At 69.7% G+C, this 15953-nt stretch carries 16 protein-coding genes, 1 tRNA gene and 1 pseudogene; 5 read left to right on the top strand and 13 right to left on the bottom strand.

What is annotated here, in order from left to right; translation table 11 throughout:
• Nucleotides 1-42 precede the first annotated feature (42 nt).
• A pseudogene (locus tag SALPAC3_RS28830) lies at nucleotides 43-222 on the bottom strand (hypothetical protein); the annotation flags it as partial.
• A gap of 137 nt (nucleotides 223-359) precedes the next feature.
• Between SALPAC3_RS28830 and SALPAC3_RS0117560 the strand changes: the two are divergent.
• Entirely contained in the window at nucleotides 360-2036 is a 1677-nt protein-coding gene (locus SALPAC3_RS0117560; RefSeq protein ID WP_018222514.1) for an HsdM family class I SAM-dependent methyltransferase, read from the top strand.
• Between the two features lie 3 nt (nucleotides 2037-2039).
• On the top strand, nucleotides 2040-2759 hold the full coding sequence (locus tag SALPAC3_RS0117555) for a PaeR7I family type II restriction endonuclease (RefSeq protein ID WP_018222513.1): 720 nt from the start codon (nucleotides 2040-2042) through the stop codon (nucleotides 2757-2759).
• A gap of 233 nt (nucleotides 2760-2992) precedes the next feature.
• Here the strand turns inward: SALPAC3_RS0117555 and SALPAC3_RS28415 are convergent, their stop codons facing one another.
• From SALPAC3_RS28415 to SALPAC3_RS0117530, 5 genes are all read right to left on the bottom strand, one after another.
• Nucleotides 2993-4042, bottom strand: a complete 1050-nt coding sequence (locus SALPAC3_RS28415; protein WP_026185671.1) for a hypothetical protein — start codon at nucleotides 4040-4042, stop codon at nucleotides 2993-2995.
• Nucleotides 4039-4389 carry a PadR family transcriptional regulator gene (locus SALPAC3_RS0117540; protein WP_026185670.1) on the bottom strand — a complete coding sequence of 117 codons (351 nt, stop codon included), beginning with the start codon at nucleotides 4387-4389 and terminating at the stop codon, nucleotides 4039-4041. Before SALPAC3_RS0117540 ends, SALPAC3_RS28415 begins: the two co-directional genes overlap by 4 nt.
• Nucleotides 4390-4896: 507 nt before the next feature.
• Nucleotides 4897-5025 carry a hypothetical protein gene (locus SALPAC3_RS29095; RefSeq protein ID WP_018222509.1) on the bottom strand — a complete coding sequence of 43 codons (129 nt, stop codon included), beginning with the start codon at nucleotides 5023-5025 and terminating at the stop codon, nucleotides 4897-4899.
• Nucleotides 5025-5324 carry a hypothetical protein gene (locus SALPAC3_RS26010; RefSeq protein WP_018222508.1) on the bottom strand — a complete coding sequence of 100 codons (300 nt, stop codon included), beginning with the start codon at nucleotides 5322-5324 and terminating at the stop codon, nucleotides 5025-5027. Before SALPAC3_RS26010 ends, SALPAC3_RS29095 begins: the two co-directional genes overlap by 1 nt.
• Nucleotides 5325-5355: 31 nt before the next feature.
• Nucleotides 5356-5811: a MarR family transcriptional regulator gene (locus SALPAC3_RS0117530; RefSeq protein WP_018222507.1), complete on the bottom strand. Its 456-nt coding sequence runs from the start codon at nucleotides 5809-5811 to the stop codon at nucleotides 5356-5358.
• A gap of 91 nt (nucleotides 5812-5902) precedes the next feature.
• Between SALPAC3_RS0117530 and SALPAC3_RS0117525 the strand changes: the two genes are divergently transcribed.
• Complete coding sequence (locus SALPAC3_RS0117525) at nucleotides 5903-6880, top strand: ATP-binding cassette domain-containing protein (protein WP_018222506.1); 978 nt, start codon at nucleotides 5903-5905, stop codon at nucleotides 6878-6880.
• On the top strand, nucleotides 6877-7632 hold the full coding sequence (locus SALPAC3_RS0117520; protein ID WP_018222505.1) for an ABC transporter permease: 756 nt from the start codon (nucleotides 6877-6879) through the stop codon (nucleotides 7630-7632). The genes SALPAC3_RS0117525 and SALPAC3_RS0117520 overlap by 4 nt, the downstream gene beginning before the upstream one ends.
• A 231-nt stretch (nucleotides 7633-7863) precedes the next feature.
• Here the strand turns inward: SALPAC3_RS0117520 and SALPAC3_RS0117515 are convergent.
• Nucleotides 7864-7937, bottom strand: a tRNA-Thr gene (locus SALPAC3_RS0117515).
• Nucleotides 7938-8089: 152 nt separating this feature from the next.
• On the opposite strand from SALPAC3_RS0117515, the gene SALPAC3_RS0117510 reads away from it, so the two are divergent.
• Nucleotides 8090-9943 carry a metallophosphoesterase family protein gene (locus tag SALPAC3_RS0117510; RefSeq protein ID WP_026185669.1) on the top strand — a complete coding sequence of 618 codons (1854 nt, stop codon included), beginning with the start codon at nucleotides 8090-8092 and terminating at the stop codon, nucleotides 9941-9943.
• Nucleotides 9944-9999: 56 nt separating this feature from the next.
• On the opposite strand, the gene SALPAC3_RS0117505 is transcribed toward SALPAC3_RS0117510, so the two are convergent.
• From SALPAC3_RS0117505 to tmk, 6 genes are all read right to left on the bottom strand, one after another.
• Nucleotides 10000-10833: a PSP1 domain-containing protein gene (locus SALPAC3_RS0117505; RefSeq protein ID WP_018222503.1), complete on the bottom strand. Its 834-nt coding sequence runs from the start codon at nucleotides 10831-10833 to the stop codon at nucleotides 10000-10002.
• A 64-nt stretch (nucleotides 10834-10897) separates the two neighbouring features.
• Nucleotides 10898-11593, bottom strand: a complete 696-nt coding sequence (locus tag SALPAC3_RS0117500; protein ID WP_018222502.1) for a hypothetical protein — start codon at nucleotides 11591-11593, stop codon at nucleotides 10898-10900.
• On the bottom strand, nucleotides 11593-11898 hold the full coding sequence (locus tag SALPAC3_RS0117495) for a hypothetical protein (RefSeq protein WP_018222501.1): 306 nt from the start codon (nucleotides 11896-11898) through the stop codon (nucleotides 11593-11595). The genes SALPAC3_RS0117500 and SALPAC3_RS0117495 overlap by 1 nt, the downstream gene beginning before the upstream one ends.
• Nucleotides 11899-12228 (bottom strand): YbaB/EbfC family nucleoid-associated protein, encoded by a 330-nt coding sequence (locus SALPAC3_RS0117490; RefSeq protein WP_018222500.1) that lies wholly within the window; start codon nucleotides 12226-12228, stop codon nucleotides 11899-11901. It lies immediately after the preceding gene.
• A 128-nt stretch (nucleotides 12229-12356) separates the two neighbouring features.
• A complete protein-coding gene (locus SALPAC3_RS0117485) occupies nucleotides 12357-13712 on the bottom strand; it encodes a DNA polymerase III subunit delta' (RefSeq protein WP_018222499.1) in 1356 nt (451 codons plus the stop codon).
• Nucleotides 13712-15856, bottom strand: coding sequence for a dTMP kinase (gene tmk, locus SALPAC3_RS0117480; protein WP_269744936.1), 2145 nt, complete (start codon nucleotides 15854-15856; stop codon nucleotides 13712-13714). Before tmk ends, SALPAC3_RS0117485 begins: the two co-directional genes overlap by 1 nt.
• Nucleotides 15857-15953 lie beyond the last annotated feature (97 nt).

The following is a 15953-nucleotide window of genomic DNA, read 5'->3' as shown; positions in this document are numbered from 1 at the left end:
GGCCGGCGGTAGCAGCCACCGCACGCCAGACCGGCATCGGCCTCATACAGCCACAATACCGAGTAAATCCCTCAATTCGCGCAATCGTTGATGCTCCCCGCACAAAGAGCTGCCGCGCACACTCGCCGGGCCGTGATGCAGACGGAATAACGCGCCGATGGTCAACGGCATCAGGAGGTAGCCGAATCGGGCGGCGGGGGCCAGACAGATGGCCACCGCGAGCCGTGCGGATCAACCGGCGGGACACGGCGACCTCCGACACCTATGGCCCTCCCCTTCGATGTCAGCCCCTCTGGGTAACCTGAGACCATCGCTCGTTTACGAGCTGAAGTGATGAATCGGGCGAGCAGAGGGTGACAGTGAGCGCAGTCGAGCAGGTGTTTCTGGAGCGCGACGCGGTCTCCCCAGTGAGTTACGGCGAGGTGTTCACCAGGCGATGGGTCGTCGACGTGCTGCTCGACCTCACGGGCTACACGGCTGATCGCGACCTCGGCGGCGCCTACCTCATCGAACCCTCCTGTGGCTCGGGGGCATTTCTCGGGCCCGCCGTCGAGCGTCTGATCACCTCCGCGAGCTCCCTCGGGCGAGACCTCACGACGCTGGCTGACGCGATCCGTGCCTACGACCTCCAGCCCGAGCACGTTCGTACGTCGCGGGCTCTGTGCCGGGATCTCCTCGTTGCCGCGGGCGCAGCAGAGCCGACCGCGACGTCGCTGGCCGCGACCTGGGTCCGGCACGCTGACTTCCTGCTCGACGATATGGGGGACCGCGAGGCCGATGTCGCGATCGGCAACCCGCCCTACATCCGCTACGACGACCTCGACGACGTGACCGCCGCCGCGTACCGTCGGACCTGGTCAACGATGCGCGGCCGTGGCGACATCTACATCGGCTTCATCGAACGCTGCCTCGCCATGCTCAAGCCGGCGGGCCGCCTCGGCTTCATCTGCGCCGACAGGTGGATGCGCAACCAGTACGGCGCTGCGCTACGTGAGCTCGTCGCGACGCACTACTCGGTCGAGCACATCTGGACGATGCACGACGTCGATGCGTTCGAGGCCCAGGTGTCCGCCTACCCGGCGATCACCGTCCTCGCGAACAGGCCACAGGGCCCTGCGGTCGTCGCGGACACGACCGCGGATTTCGGAGCGGCGCAGGCGTTCGCACTCGCGAAGGCCACCTCGGACAGCTCGTTCCACGACTTTCTCGACGTCGGTGTCAAGGCGCACCGACTGCCGCACTGGTTCAACAACGGATCTTTCTGGCCGACCGGATCCCCGGCCAGACTCGCCCTGATCAAGCTACTCAACGACCGCTTCGGCCCGCTCCATGACCTGGCTACCGGCACCAGAGTGTCTATCGGGATCGCGACCGGCGCGGACAAGGCGTACGTCACCAAGAATCACGACGCCGTCGAACCGGATCGGATGCTTCCGCTCTCGATGCGACAGGACCTGATGACCGGCTCGTTCGCGTGGCAGGGCAACTACCTGGTGAACCCGTGGGACGCCGACGGCCGGCTGGTCGACCTCGCCGACTACCCCCGGATGGCCGCGTACCTCGGCAAGCACCCGGGCCTGAAGGACCGCTTCGTCGCCAGGAAGGCACCGGGCTCCTGGTACCGGACCATCGACAAGGTGAACGCCGCGGTCACGGACAGGCCGAAGCTGCTGATCCAGGACATGAAGACCAATATCCATCCCGTCCTGGAGACCGGCGGCCACTACCCGCACCACAACCTCTACTACGTCGTCTCCGACACCTGGGACATGGAGGTGCTCGGAGGGTTGCTGCTCTCCCGGGTCGCGCAGGCGTTCATCGAGGCCTACTGCGTGCGGATGCGCGGGGGAACCCTCCGGTTCCAGGCGCAGTACCTCAAGCAGATCCGCGTGCCGACACCCGACGCAATCCCCGGTGACATAGCCGACATGCTCCGTGACGCGTTCCGCCGGCGGGACATTCGTGCGGCCACGGAGGCCGCGGCCAAGGCCTACGACATCGACCTCTCCAGCTACGAACTCACCGAAGGGTTCTGACCCATGGCCCGTGATGTGCAGCCGTTGCTGGAGAACTGGTGGAAGGCGAAGAACGCCGCCGTCGCCAAGCTCGCCGCCGACGGGAAGTCGGACACCGGGGCCCAAGCCCGCGACGCCAGGCACATGCAGAGCATCGCAGCGTTCGTCCAACAGATGTTCATCGACGCTGGGCTCCCCGAGCACGAGGTTACGATCGACAGCGTCGTCCCCGGCTACTTCCGCCGGTCGAAGAACTGGGACGTCGTGGCGATGCACAAGGGCCACCTGGTGGGCGTCGTCGAGCTGAAGTCGCAGGCGTCGAGCCCGGGCAACAACGCGAACAACCGCATCGAGGAGGCCATCGGCAGCTCCGTCGACGCCAAGACCGTCCAGGAGATGACCAAGGCCTTCGGTACGCTCGGTGTCTGGTCCGCCTGGTGCATGACGTTCAACCGCGACTGCGAGAGCGGCGTGCCGATCAAACCGGTTCCACCGAGGCAGTTGCGCGTGCCGGCGATTGACCCCGCGTTCCAGGACATGACCTATGCGACGCAGTACGCGACCGCCATCGAGCGGTTCATCTCGCAGAAGGTCTACGACGCCGGCTGGATGGTCGTCACCTGGGTCAATGCCAACCAGACCGTCGGATACGACGAGCCGATCTCGACGGCCACCGCAGAGACCTTGTGGACGCAGATCGAGGCTCGCGTGAGGTTCGCCAAGCAGGCATTGCGTAGCGCGTAACGCCGACGTGCTAACTCTCAGCGCTGCGCATCGTGCCGGTCAGCCCTGCGCCATGCGACGGTTGGACGGATGGCTGCGCTGCGGGGCAGCCTGATCCGGATGGCGCCGGGGAGGGTGGGAGCAGCCTTGGCCCGCACCAGGATCCGTCCCCTCGTCCGTCACGTCATCGATCGCCAGTGGAGATGGCCCGGGTTCAGCCAGCTGAGGGTGGCGGGCTGAACCCGGGCCGTTCGTCAGGCCGCTGTTGCCGGGGGCTGCACTGTGGTCCGTTTGCGGCCGGTGGCCGCTAGAAGGAGGACCGCGAGTCCGATAGCCAGCGCTCCGCCGAACTGTTCAATCTCAATCAATCGATAGAATGGCATTACGATATTGGTGTCAGTGCTGAGGACGGTAAAGTAGACCAGCGCCGTCAACCCGATGCCGGCGGTGGCCAAGGCGGCGAGCCCGAGTGCGGTGAGGCCGAGCGCGTAAGCGGCCAGACGACGCGGTAGTGACCGGCGTCGGAGTTGGTACATCGTCCGACCGGTGAGGATCCAGCCGGTGCCCGCTCCGACGATCCAGCCCAGTAGGACTGCTCCCAGTTCCCACTCTGGCTGGGCTGGGTTGATGACGGTCTGTAGCTGGGTGCCACTGACGTCCGCTGCCGAGCTCGGACTGGCCTGTACGGTGAGGAGGAGGCCGCTCCGAGTCGCTTGAAATGTTTGGTAGGGCCCCCCGTCCAAGCCTTGTGGGTCCAGGGAACGTGTCCTGCCGGGCCCCAGCGTCCAGCCGTCGGCTTGTAGTCGTGTCTGTGCTGCTTCGACCTCCCAGTTGGGAACTGGGCGTGAAGCCTCGTGGATGCGCACACCTGGCCAAGTGGTCTGTGTGTTGTGGTCCATTAGAACTATGTCTGATGTATTCAGTGGCGCTCCCGCGACGGTTTCTGCGGTCTGCAGGGCTGCCGTTTCCGACGGGAGATTGGCAGTCGTCTGCCACGCCAGCCAGGAGGCCGAGGCTGCTCCTACTACGCCGAGGGTCATGGCCGTCAGTACGGCTGCTATGACGGCTGACTTGCCGGTTGGTAGTCGGAACCACTGCCGTAATGCTCCGCGTAGCAGGTCCGCCACGTCGGCCCGGTTGGGCCTTCGTTGGCCCGGCTCGGCGGAGTCCATCAGCGTGGTGAGGATTTCCTGGCCGTGGGCCCGGCGGTAGCTGACCGGGTATGCCCACAGTAGTCGCCGGTACCAGCGTTCCAATTCGATGTATGCCTGCTGCGTTGGCATGCTCTCCCCCGAGGCGGTCATGCGGATGCACCGGACGCGTTGGAGAGTCCGAGTATCGAGTCGGGTCGGGCTTGTAGTCGGCTTTCGGCTGCCGCGGCGTGTTTGCGGAGTCGACGGGATTGTTCGGCGAGTCGGGCGGCGCCGGTGTCAGTGAGTCGGTAGTAGCGGCGTAGCCGCCCGTCGACGATCTCTTGTCGGTCGACTGCGACGAGTTCTTGTTCGACGAGACGGTCGAGGGCTCCGTAGAGGGTGCCGGCTCGTAGGGTGACTGTTCCTTCGGAGAGTTCGGTGACTTCCCGGGTTATTCCGTAGCCGTGTTTGGGTCCTGTCGCGAGTGCGGTGAGGATCAGGAACGTCGGTTCCTGCATCGATGCCATGCAGAACAGATTACGTTGAACGGTATATGCCGTCAAGCTGTGTCAGTGAAGTGATCACCGCCCAGGCTGCGGTCATCGGCGGCTGACGGTCAGTGCTTATGCGGCGCTCCGGCGGTGCCGGTGACGACAGCAGGCCGGGGCCAGATCCGTCCTCAGATAGTGATCACACGATGTATTTGATCACCACCAGTCGACCCCAGACATGGCGAAGGGCCTGGTCAGCGGTGTGACCAGGCCCTTCGTTGTCCCGAGCCGCCTGACGGAATCGAACCGTCGACCTACGCTCCTCGAACCCTGTGATCATGGCTTCGTCATCGACTGTCAGTATCTAGCGCTGAGCTGCGCAAACGACCAGGCAAAGTGATCAACAGTTGTCGCCATTATTCAACCGCTGGCAGGGGTTTTCGGGGGTAAACGGGGGCCGCAACCAGGCGCGGCGCATCGCTGTCGCCAACGCCTGATTTCGAGAAGCCGGCAGGTGAGCGCCGGCATCATCAATTATTGCGGGGCGACCGGATTGGCCGTGAGCCGCTCGCGCACCTGTTCAGGCAGCAGACCCTCTTGGCTGAAGTGGTTGGCGACCAGCGCCCGGAGTTGGTTGTCATCGAGACCAGGACGCTGAGCCATCAGGTCGCCCCATGCGCGTGCCGCTGCTTCCGCGAGTCCGAGTACGCGAGCCGGATGTCGTCAAGCAGCGCGCCGGCGAGCCGGTGCTCCGCAGCCACCCATGCCTCGGCACTGCTCCACCACAGTTTGCCGCGGTCGCGGGCCTGCTGCCCCAGCCGGTGCGGGTCGTCGCCGACCGCGCGCAGCAACAGCGCGTACGGGTCGCCCTTCGTTCCGATGATCCATTGCAGGCCGCGCAGGGTCAGCAGGACCCGGCCCAGCTCGCTGTCGGTGAGGTTCTGCGTGGTCGCGGCGGTCATGGCCGCACCGTAGGCGGGGTGACTCGAACCGCTATCGAGCGCCGCCGGTAGGCAGCCACGCCTCGTCGTCGGTGGCGCGGGCGAGCACCCGGCGCAGCAGCAGTCGCAGCGCCTCCCGCTCGTGGTCGCCGAGGTCGGCGGTGAGCCGCCGCTCGACGCGGCCGACCGCGGCGCTCATCCGGGAGATGAGGTGCGGCGCGTTCGAAGTGAGGTCGATGCGGCGGCTGCGCCCGTCGACGCCGGCGGTGCGGCGCAGGTATCCGGCCTGTTCCAGCTGGCCAATCATCTCGTGCGTCGACTGCCGGCTGACGCCGAGCTGGCGGGCGATTTCGGAGGTGGACAGCTCGGGTTCGCGCTGGAGCTGGGTGAGCAGCCCGAACTGTCGGGTGGTCACCCCGTACGGGCGCAGCGCCTCGTCCGCCCACCGGCTGGCGACGGTGGCGGCGCCGGCGAGCAGGTAGGGCAGCAAGGTGCCGTCGTCGTCCACGTTCCCCCTTGTCAGGCTCCCTGACAGAGACGTATGAAACTCCCCTAGCCTGATTTAGTCAAGTGCACAATCCCGATTGGGAGCCGAATCGATGATCCAAACTCGTGCCCTCACCCGGAACTTCCGGATCAAGAAAGGAGTCGTCGAAGCCGTACGCGGCCTCGATCTGTCCGTCTCCGAAGGGGAGCTGGTGGCTTTCCTCGGACCCAACGGCGCCGGCAAGTCGACCAGCCTGCGCATGCTCACCTCGCTGCTGTCGCCGACCTCGGGAACCGCCGTCGTCGCCGGGCACGACGTGGTCCGTGAACCCGCGCTGGTGCGCCGGCACATCGGTTATCTGGGACAGGGCAACAACGCCGGGCATCTGTACGAACCCCGCGACGAGCTCTACAACCAGGGCCGCTTCTACGGGATGGACCGGCGCGCGGCCCGCCGACGCGCCGACGAGCTGCTGACCGACTTCGACCTGGCGCCGATGGCGCGCCGGCGGGTCGGTTCGCTCTCCGGTGGTCAGCGCCGCCGCCTCGACATCGCGCTGGCGCTGGTACACCGGCCGAGGCTGCTCTTTCTCGACGAGCCCTCGACCGGCCTCGACCCGCAGAGCCGGGCCCACATCTGGCAGCACATCCGGCGCCTGCACGAGTTGCACGGCACCGCCATCCTCTTCTCCACCCACTACCTGGAAGAGGCCGACCAGTACGCCGGACGCGTACTGATCATCGACAACGGCCGGGTGGTCGCCGACGACCGGCCGGAGCGGCTTAAGGAGCAACAAGCCGGCGACTGCATCACGGTCACGACGGGCGACGAGGAGTCGGCTCGGCACGCGGCCACGGTCGGCGAGCAGGTGCCGGGCGCACACGGCGCGACGGCGGACGGCAAGACCGTACGTCTGCGGTTGGGAGACGGCGCGGCCGGGCTGCCGGAGTACCTGCGTGCCCTGGAGGCCGCCGGGGTCAAGGCGCTCACCGCGGAGCTGAGCCGGCCCACCCTCGACGACGTCTTCCTCAATCTGACGGGTCGCCGGCTGCGCGAGACTGCCGCCGAGCAGGAGAGTGGCGAGGCATGAAGACGGTGACGGACACCGGGATCGCATTCGCCCGGGAGATGGTGCCCGAGCTGCGGGCCCCTATCGCGCTGGCGGTCAACGCAGTCCTGCCGCTGCTGTTCCTCGCCCTGTTCGGTCCGCTGCTGACCAGCACGCCGGGCATTGGCGAGGGCTCGCCGTGGCAGTGGTTCCTGCCCGGCATCCTGGTGCTGCTCGCCCTGTCCGGCACCGCCGGCGCTGGCGCGAACCTGCTCATGGAGATCAACTCTGGTTCGTTCGAGCGGATGCTGGTCACCCCGATGAACCGCACCGCGCTGCTGGCCGGTCGCACCCTCAAGGAGGTGTTGACCCTGGCGGCACAGGGTGTGCTGCTGATCCTGGTGCTGCTGCCCACCAGCTTCGAGCTGTTCCCGCTCGGCGCGCTGGCCGGGCTGGTGCTGCTGGCCACGTTCGGAGTGGGCCTGGGCGCGCTGTCGTTCACGCTCGCGGTGCTCGCCCGCAAGCAGGAGCAGGTGTTCTACCTCGTCCAGCAGGCGTGCTTCCTGCCGCTGATGCTGCTCTCCGGAGTGCTGCTGCCGATGAGCCTGGCGCCGTCGTGGCTCTACACGGTCAGCCGGTTCAATCCGGTGACCCACATTGTGGAGGCCGAGCGTGCGCTGTTCGCCGGCCGGTTCGCCGAGCCAGCGGTGCTGTACGGCGGCGTGTGCGCCCTGGCCATCGCCGGTCTCGGCCTGTTCTTCGGTGCCCGGGTGATGCGCGACGTGCGCGTCTGACCCACCCGCGGCGGTGCTCAGCTGGCCGCCGCGAGGAAGCGCCCGGTGGGCCCCGCGGCCTGCCGTAGGCCGCACGGACAGCCACCAGCGACCCAAAGCCGACACATCGCCCCGCTGGCGAACCTGGTCGCGCCCGCGCGTTTCTGGGGGGGGTTTCGGGGGGTGATTCAAAACTACATAGATAAACATGATGCCCTGACCAGCATTCCTGCTGGTCAGGGCATCACTTCGAGCCGCCTGACGGAATCGAACCGTCGACCTACGCATTACGAGTGCGTCGCTCTAGCCGACTGAGCTAAGGCGGCAACGATCAGCAAGTGTACGCCACCCGCCCGGACCCGCCGATCGGGATCCCCACCGGGACCGCGCGGCCATGCGCGGCACCTTCCCGAACGGGATCGCCGAAACCGACGTTCTCCGGACAGCGCCGCCGAGCCGGCCGCACTACGCTGCGCAGATGACGGACGACCATGCTGCTGGCCCCCCAGACCAGCATCCCACTTCGCACGGGTCGGCCGGCAACGGTGACCAGGGCGAGACGGCCCCGGGCCACCGGGCCGCTGGTCCGGGGCCGGCAGCTCCGACGCCCGGGTCACCGCCGAGTGGCCCACACGCCAGCGAGGCGGCCGGCGGCGAGCCGGCGCGCCGCCCCCGCAGCACCGACCCGCTCGAGCTGGGCTTCACCCCACGCAAGCCGGTGCCGTGGCTGGCGCCGCTCCTGCTGATCAGCACCGGTCTCCGGACGCTGCTCGCGCTGCTGTTCGGCGCCTACCTGGACAAGCGGGAGCTACAGCACACCTTCGACGCGACGGTGACCCGGCAGGTCGGGCCGGACGGTGGGCTCTGGCTGGACTACGTCGCCGACCTTGGTGATGGCTTCGACGCCACCTACTCGGTGGCGTACCTGCTGGCCCAGCGGGAGCTGACGGTGGACGGGCACCGGCTGCCCCGGGCGCGGGTGCTGGTGCTGGGGGGTGATCAGGTCTACCCGTCGGCGGCCTTCGACATGTATGAGGACCGGTGCAAGGGCCCGTACCAGGCCGCGCTGCCGGTCACCCCGCCCGAACAGCCGACGCTCTTCGCGATCCCGGGCAACCACGACTGGTACGACGGCCTCACCGCGTTCCTGCGCCTCTTCGTCCGATCCCGGGACCGGCACTTCGGCGGCTGGAAAACCGCGCAGACCCGGTCGTACTTCGCGGTGGAGTTGCCGGCGGACTGGTGGTTGTTCGGCCTGGATGACCAGTCCGGCTCATACCTGGACGACCCGCAGCTCAGCTACTTCGACTCGGTGGCGGAGCGGCTGGGGCCGCAGAGCCGGGTGATCCTGGCCGTCCCGATGCCGACCTGGGTCAAGGCCACCACGAAAGACCCCTCGGCGTACGACTCGATCGACTACTTCATCCGCACCATCGTCGCGCCGACCGGGGCCCAGGTACGCCTGCTCATCTCCGGCGACCACCACCACTACGCCCGTTACGTGGGGCCGGACCGTCAGCTGATCACCTGTGGTGGCGGCGGCGCGTACCTCTATCCGACGCACCTGTTGCCCCAGCGCATCGAGGTCCCGCCGAAGGAGACGCTGGCGCGGCGGGCGAGCGCCCCGCACTCCTACGAGCTGGCGGGACGCTATCCGGACGCGGCGCAGTCCCGACGGTACGCCTGGGGTATCTTCCCGCGGCTGCCGCGGCGCAACCCGGGCTTCGCCACGCTGCTCGGCGCCCTGTACACGCTGCTGATCCTGTCGATGGTCGGCGTCTACACGAACCACAACGGCACCCAGCTACGGCTGTTCAGCGTTCCGTTGGTGGCGATGCTGTTGGTGACCCTGACCGCGACGGTCCTATTCGCCGAGGCACCCGGTGCCGTGCAGCGACGACTCCGGCACTGGCTGCTCGGCCTGGGGCACGGCCTGGCCCATCTGGGATTGGCGGCCGCCGGCACCTGGGTGTGGCTGGCGCTGCCGTTCCACGACTGGCCGTGGCCGTTGTCGGTGGTCGCCGCGGTTGTCTTCTTCGGCTCGGTGGGCGGGCTGGTGGCCAGCCAGTTGGTGGCGGCGTACCTCCTGGTCGCCAGCGCCTTCGGGGTCAACGGCAATGAGCTCTTCGCCGGGCAGGGGATCGAGGACTCAAAGGGTTTCGTCCGCATGCGCATCGCCCCGGACGGGACGTTGACGATCTACCCGATCGTGGTGGATCGGGTGGGCCGCCACTGGCAGGTCAACCCCGACCAGTCGGCCGAAGCGTCGTGGCTGGTCCCGCGGACCCCACTGGAGCCCCGCCTGGCCGAACCCCCGGTGATCCTCCGCTGAACCACGGCCGCGCCGCGGCCGTGGTTGCCGCGGTCACCGGTCAGCCGCAGCCGCGCTCAGTCGCGGTCGCGCGACTCGTACGCCTGGCGCGATCCGCAGACGTCGGAGAGCGCGCACCGTCGAATCGATCCGTCGGCGATCTGCCGGACGGTGACCGTCTCGCTCGGTGGATGCCGGGACACGACCTTCGCTGTGCCCGCTGGTGTCTCGACCCGCTGACCCGAGGCCGGGTAGGCACCGCTGCCGGAGTACAGCGGATGCTCGAACTTGAGGCAGCACATCAGCCGACCACACGCGCCGGAGATGCGCAGCGGGTTGAGGGGCAGGTCCTGGTCCTTGGCCATCCGGATGGTCACCGGCTCGAAGTCGGTGAGGAAGGTGGCGCAACACAGGTCCCGCCCGCAGGAGCCGATGCCGCCCTGTACCCGGGCCGAGTCACGGGCGGAGAGCTGACGCAGCTCAACCCGGCAGCGCAGGGTCGCGCCGAGGTCCCGAACCAGCGCCCGGAAGTCCACCCGGTGCGGGGCGGTGAAGTAGATCGTGGTTCGCTCGCCGCCCTCCGTCGCACTGCACACGTGGTCCACGGCGACCACCTTCATCGGCAGATCGTGCTCGCGGATCAGGCGTTTCGCCGCGACCTTCGCCTCGGCTCTGCGTCGGCGCAGCAGTTCGTCGCGGCGCAGATCCTCCGCCTGGGCCAGCCCGGCCAGACGGGGGAACCCCTCAGTGTCGTCGGAGGTCCACTGGGCGGCCCAGACGCACTCGGCCACCTCGGGCCCCTCGTCGGTGGGGACCAGTACCCTGTCGCCGACCTGGGGCCGAAACTCACCCGGATCGAAGTAGTACAGGCGCCCGTACCGGTGGAAACTGACCGCGCAGAGCATGCCCATACTCTCACCCTACGTCGCTGTCGGGCCCGTTCTGGGCCACTACTCTCGGCCGGCGCACGGGTGCTCACCATCCGACGTGGGTCGGGGTGTCGTAGCGGGGCGTTTCGATGACCGGCGCCCGCCAGGGGGACTCGGCCAGGTTGGGCCCCCAGTGCCGCAGCAGTGACTCCACCCCGTCGTAGGCGGCGGAGAGCACCGCCAGCACCCGCGCGGCGATCTCGGCCGCCTCGACCTCGGCCGCGGGATGTGGCACCGACACCGCGAACTGCGCCGAGGCCGCGGTGGGTGCCGACGTCGCGGCGACCACGGCCACCGCCTCGGTCGATCCCAACGCGCCGGCCAGGGTCCGGGCGAGGGTACGCCGGCTGCCCTCGATCCATTCGGCGATGGCGTCGGCGTAGCCGGCGGTCGACTCCAACCGCCCCACCAGGCTCTCCGGCCCCTCGTCGAAGTGGCGCAGCAGCGCGGCCCGATACTCCCCGAAGGCGGTCGCCGAGGCGCCGGACCAGAGCACCGGTTCGGTGAGCGCGGCGGAGGCCTCGTCATACCCCCGGGCCAGCTGACGCACCGATCGACCCGCATCGGAGAAGGCCGCGGCGGGTAGCTCCAGGAAGCTCCGCACCGCCGCACCGGGGAGCACCTGCATCCGGCGCAGCAACGGCCAGACCCGGTGCCCCTCCGGGGCACCGGTGGCGAGCAGGATGTCGACCCGACGCAGCAGGTCAAGGCCGGGCTCGGCGAGTCGGTCCAGTGGGTCCATCACGTCTCCCCCAGGAACTGCCAACGGGCGTCCTGGTCGGTCTCGACGTAGTTGTCGGCGGCGGACCGGACGGCGGCTGCCACCGCGGCCAGCCGCTGGGCGGCCAGGTGTGCCTCGCGGGCACGATCACCGGTGGCGGCCGTCCACTGCCGGTGCAGGGCCCGGCCGATCTCGCCGGGTCGTCCCACCGCATCGCCGCCGAAGGCGACCCCCGGCGGATCGGTGGCCGGCGCAGCATAGGAGAGGTCGGTCAGCGTGTCGCTCGCCGCCTCCAGCCGACCGGCGAGGGAGCGCAACGTCTCCATTCACGCCCCCGTGAGCGGGCGGTAGGCGGCGAAGGTCTCGTTGTGTAGCTTTTCCCGCGCCCACTGCGCGGCGTCGGCCGCGGCGGCCACCGCCGCCTGCACGGAACCAGCGATGTCGCCGGGCCGACGGTTCTGCAGTGTGCCGAGGAACCGCACGCCGGTGATCCGCCCCGCCGCGGTGACCGCCACCTCCACCAACCCGTCCGGCGAACGGACCGTGACCTCGACCGTCGTCACCGCCTGGTCGAACTCGGACTGCAGGGACTCGATCCGGCGGTAGCGCCGCACCGCCTCCTCGATCCAGGTTTCGTCGATCTCCCCCCGCGGCATCGGCGTCCTCCCACACTGGAATAACTCAGCGTCACCCCCGCGTCACTTTGGCACCCGGACCGTACCGCACCGAAGTGGAGCGTGTCGATGCCGCGGAACTGCCCAGCCCGCGGGGCAACCGGCGCTGGTCAGCCCTTCCAGAGGGCGAGCATCATCGCCTCGACGGCGATCCGGGGCTTGACGTTCGCCTCGATCGCGGCCCGGCAGGCCAGGACCGCCTCCAGGCGACGCAGCACGCCGTCGGCGTCCCACTTGCGTGCCCCCGCCTCGGCGACCGAGGCGGTGTCGGTGTGTACCGGTTCGACCGGGGCGCCCAGCGCCATCGTGAGGGCGTCCCGGTAGAAGCCGGCGAGGTCCACCAGGGCCCGGTCCAGGGCATCCCGCTGCGCCCGGGTGGCCCGGGACTTCTGCCGCCGCTCCAGCTCCTTGACCTGCCCGGCGGCGCCCCGGAACGCGCTGGCCGCCCGACGGCCGGTGCCGCCCGCGCCGAGGGCCGTCTCCAACGCGGCCCGTTCGGCCGCGTCGGTGTCCGCCACCAACGCCGCGGCCTCCGCCTCGGCGGCTCCGATCAACGCGGCGGCAGCATCGATCGCCGCGCCCACCCCGGTGAGCTGACGGGGCACCGCGAGCACCGCTTCCCGGCGGGTACGCGCCTGCGGGTCACGGGCCAGCCGCCGGGCCCGCCCGACATGCCCCTGGGCCGCGGCAGCCGCCCAGCTCGCCACGTCGGGCTCGACGCCGTCCCGCCGAACGAGCACCTCGGCGACCGCCGCCGGTGCGGGCTGCCGCAGGGGTACGACCCGGCAGCGCGACCGGATGGTCACCGAGATGTCGTCGGGGTGGATCGACGGCGCGCAGAGCAGGAAGACCGTTCGGGGGGGTGGCTCCTCCACCGCCTTCAACAGGGCGTTGCCGGCAGCTTCGGTGAGGCGGTCCGCGTCCTCGATGACCACCACCTGCCACCGCCCACCGGAGGGGGTGCTGGCGGCGCGAAGCACCAGGGCACGCATCTCGTTGACGCCGATGGAGAGCCCCTCCGGTACCACCAGCCGGACATCGGCGTGGGTACCGGCCATCGTGGTGTGGCAGCCGGGGCAGGTGCCGCATCCGCTGCCGTCCCCGCACTGGAGTGCCGCGGCGAAGGCTCGTGCGGCGACCGACCGGCCCGACCCGGGCGGCCCGGTGAAGATCCAGGCGTGCGTCATCCCCGCACCCGGTTCACGCTCCGCCGGCTCGGTCGCACCGACCTGCGCCGGGTCGCTCCCGAAGGCGGGAGCCGAATCGCCACCAGGGGCCGGATCCGGGTCACCACCGGAGATCGGAGCCGGGTCACCACCAGAGGTGGGCGGCGGGTCAGTCGAGTCGGTCTGCGCCGCCAGGCCGGGCGGCCCGGCACGGAGCACGGCGGCGGCGTCCGCTGCCGCCCGCCGCAGCACGTCCACCGCCTCGTCCTGGCCGACCAGGTCGGCGAAGACGTCTGGCATCAGGTCCGACGCTCCATCGTCACCAGCTTCGGATCGGATAACTCGGAGTGGACCGCGGTGTCCGGCCCGCTCCCCGCCGGCGGGTTCGGTCCGCCCGCCGCGGGTGCGTTAGCCGCCGGCCCACTCGCCGCCGGCGGGTGCGGACCGCTGCCCTGAGCGCCGAGCAGCTCGCCGACCCGCCGAGCCACCTCGTCGGCGATCTCGTCGGTTGGCCGGGCGGCGTCCAGCACCAGGTAACGCCTCGGGTCGGCGGCGGCGAGGTCGAGGAACGCGTACCGGACCCGTTCGTGGAAGCTGACCGACTCGGCCTCCAGGTGGTCGGGGGCCCCGCTCCGGGCAGCCACCCGGGACAGCCCGGCACTCGGGTCAATGTCCAGGAGCACCACCAGGTCGGGCTTGAGCCCGCCGGTGGCCCAGGAGGAGAGCCAGGAGACCTCGTCAACGGGGAGCGTCCGCCCCGCACCCTGGTAGGCCAGGGATGAGTCGATGTAACGGTCGCTGGCCACGACGGCGCCCCGGCGCAGCGCCGGCCGCACCACGGTGGCCACGTGGTGGGCCCGGTCGGCGGCGTAGAGCAGCGCCTCGGCGCGGGGGGAGGGCACGTCGGAACCCGGCTGGCCGAGCAGCAGGGACCGGATTCGTTCGCCGACTCCGGTGGCGCCGGGCTCGCGGGTGACCACCACGTCCCGCCCCTGGTCCCGCAGTCGGTCGGCGAGCAGGGCGAGCTGGGTGGACTTGCCGGCTCCCTCGCCCCCCTCGAAGACCACGAACAGCCCGGCGGAGGCGAACGGCTCGGCTGGCGTCAGCGGTCGCCCGCGCATCGAGCCCCACAGGTCGGCTAGGACGGGAACGCCCTTCTTGTCGTCCATCTGCCTGAACGCGCTGATTCCAGCGAAGACGCCCGCCACCCCCGCGGCGAGCAGCAGCAGCCGGGTGGACGAGATCGAGAGGCCCAGGTTGGCGATTTCGAAGCGGCGGGAGCCACCAACCCCGGCGAGCAGGCTGCTCAACGCGATGGCCAGGATCAGCACCAGCCGGGTACCGATCTGCACCACCGCGAAGACCCGCCCCCGCACCTCGTCGGCGATCTCACCACCGAGCAGCGTGGTGCCGGCGAGGAAGGCCATGCCGGCGCCCGCGCCGACCAGGACCGCACCGACCATCGCCATGGAGAGGTGGATGGCGAAGGCCAGGGTCATCACCGCGGCGCTGGCGAGCACGATGCTCATGCCGAACCAGCGCCGCCGGGACATCTCCTTGACGATCATCGGGCCGAGCCCGATGCCGATCGACAGGCCGATGAAGATGGCCCCGAACAGTAGGTAGAAGGCGGCGTCACCGGCACCGAGCGAGTTGGCGAAGAAGCGGGCCGTGCCGATCACGATGCCACCACCGGCGAAGGCGCCGAAGATGCCCAGCACCAGACCCCGGACCAGCGGGGTCTGGCCGATGAACCGCCAGCCGTCCTTGAACTGACGCAGCATGCTCTGCTCGGTCTGGTCCCGCTTGGCGGCGGGGCCCTGGCTGATCTCCCGGATGCCGTACGCGACCACCACGGCGGTGGCCAGCCGGGAGAGCGCGTTGAACCAGAGCGCGAGCTGGGCCGGCTCGGCCCAGTCCGGAGCGGCACCACCGGTGGCGGCCCGGACCACGCCGTCCAGCGCGGCGAGGACGATCGCCGCGACGACCGGGGTAAGGCCGTACGTGGTGATCAGCGTGAGCTGGTTGGCCGCTTCGAGCCGGGCCCGCGGGATCAGGTTCGGGACCGCGGCCTCCTTGGCCGGAATCCAGAGCAGGGTGATCGACTCGATCAGGAACGTGGCGATCGTGGCCCACCCGACCACCACCGCGCCACTCGCGCCCAAGACGGCGACCAGCGGGATCGAGGCGAAGAGCAGGAACCGCAGCAGGTCGCAGATGACCATCGTCCAGCGGCGGTCGAACCGGTCGGCGAAGACGCCGGCGATCGGGCCGAGGACCAGCGCCGGCAGTAGCCGGATCGCGATGACCGTGCCGAACGCCGCACCCTTGGCGGTGTCCCCCTCCACCTGGGAGGCGGCGAAGACGGAGGTGGCGAGCAGGCCGAACCAGTCACCGAAGGAGGCGGCGCCGAGCACGATCCAGAGCCGCCGGAACGGACGGATGCGCAGGACTGAGCGGATCGCGGCATAGCCCGAGTGGTCGGGCTGGCTGGCCGGCGCCGCGGTCCCGGACGGGCCCGTCGGTCCGGACTCGGCGGCG

The sequence above is a fragment of the Salinispora pacifica DSM 45544 genome (assembly GCF_000378845.1).
Lineage (GTDB): Bacteria > Actinomycetota > Actinomycetes > Mycobacteriales > Micromonosporaceae > Micromonospora > Micromonospora pacifica.
The sequence above is the reverse complement of the archived record's forward strand: the minus strand, read 5'-3'. Positions and strand labels throughout refer to the sequence as shown.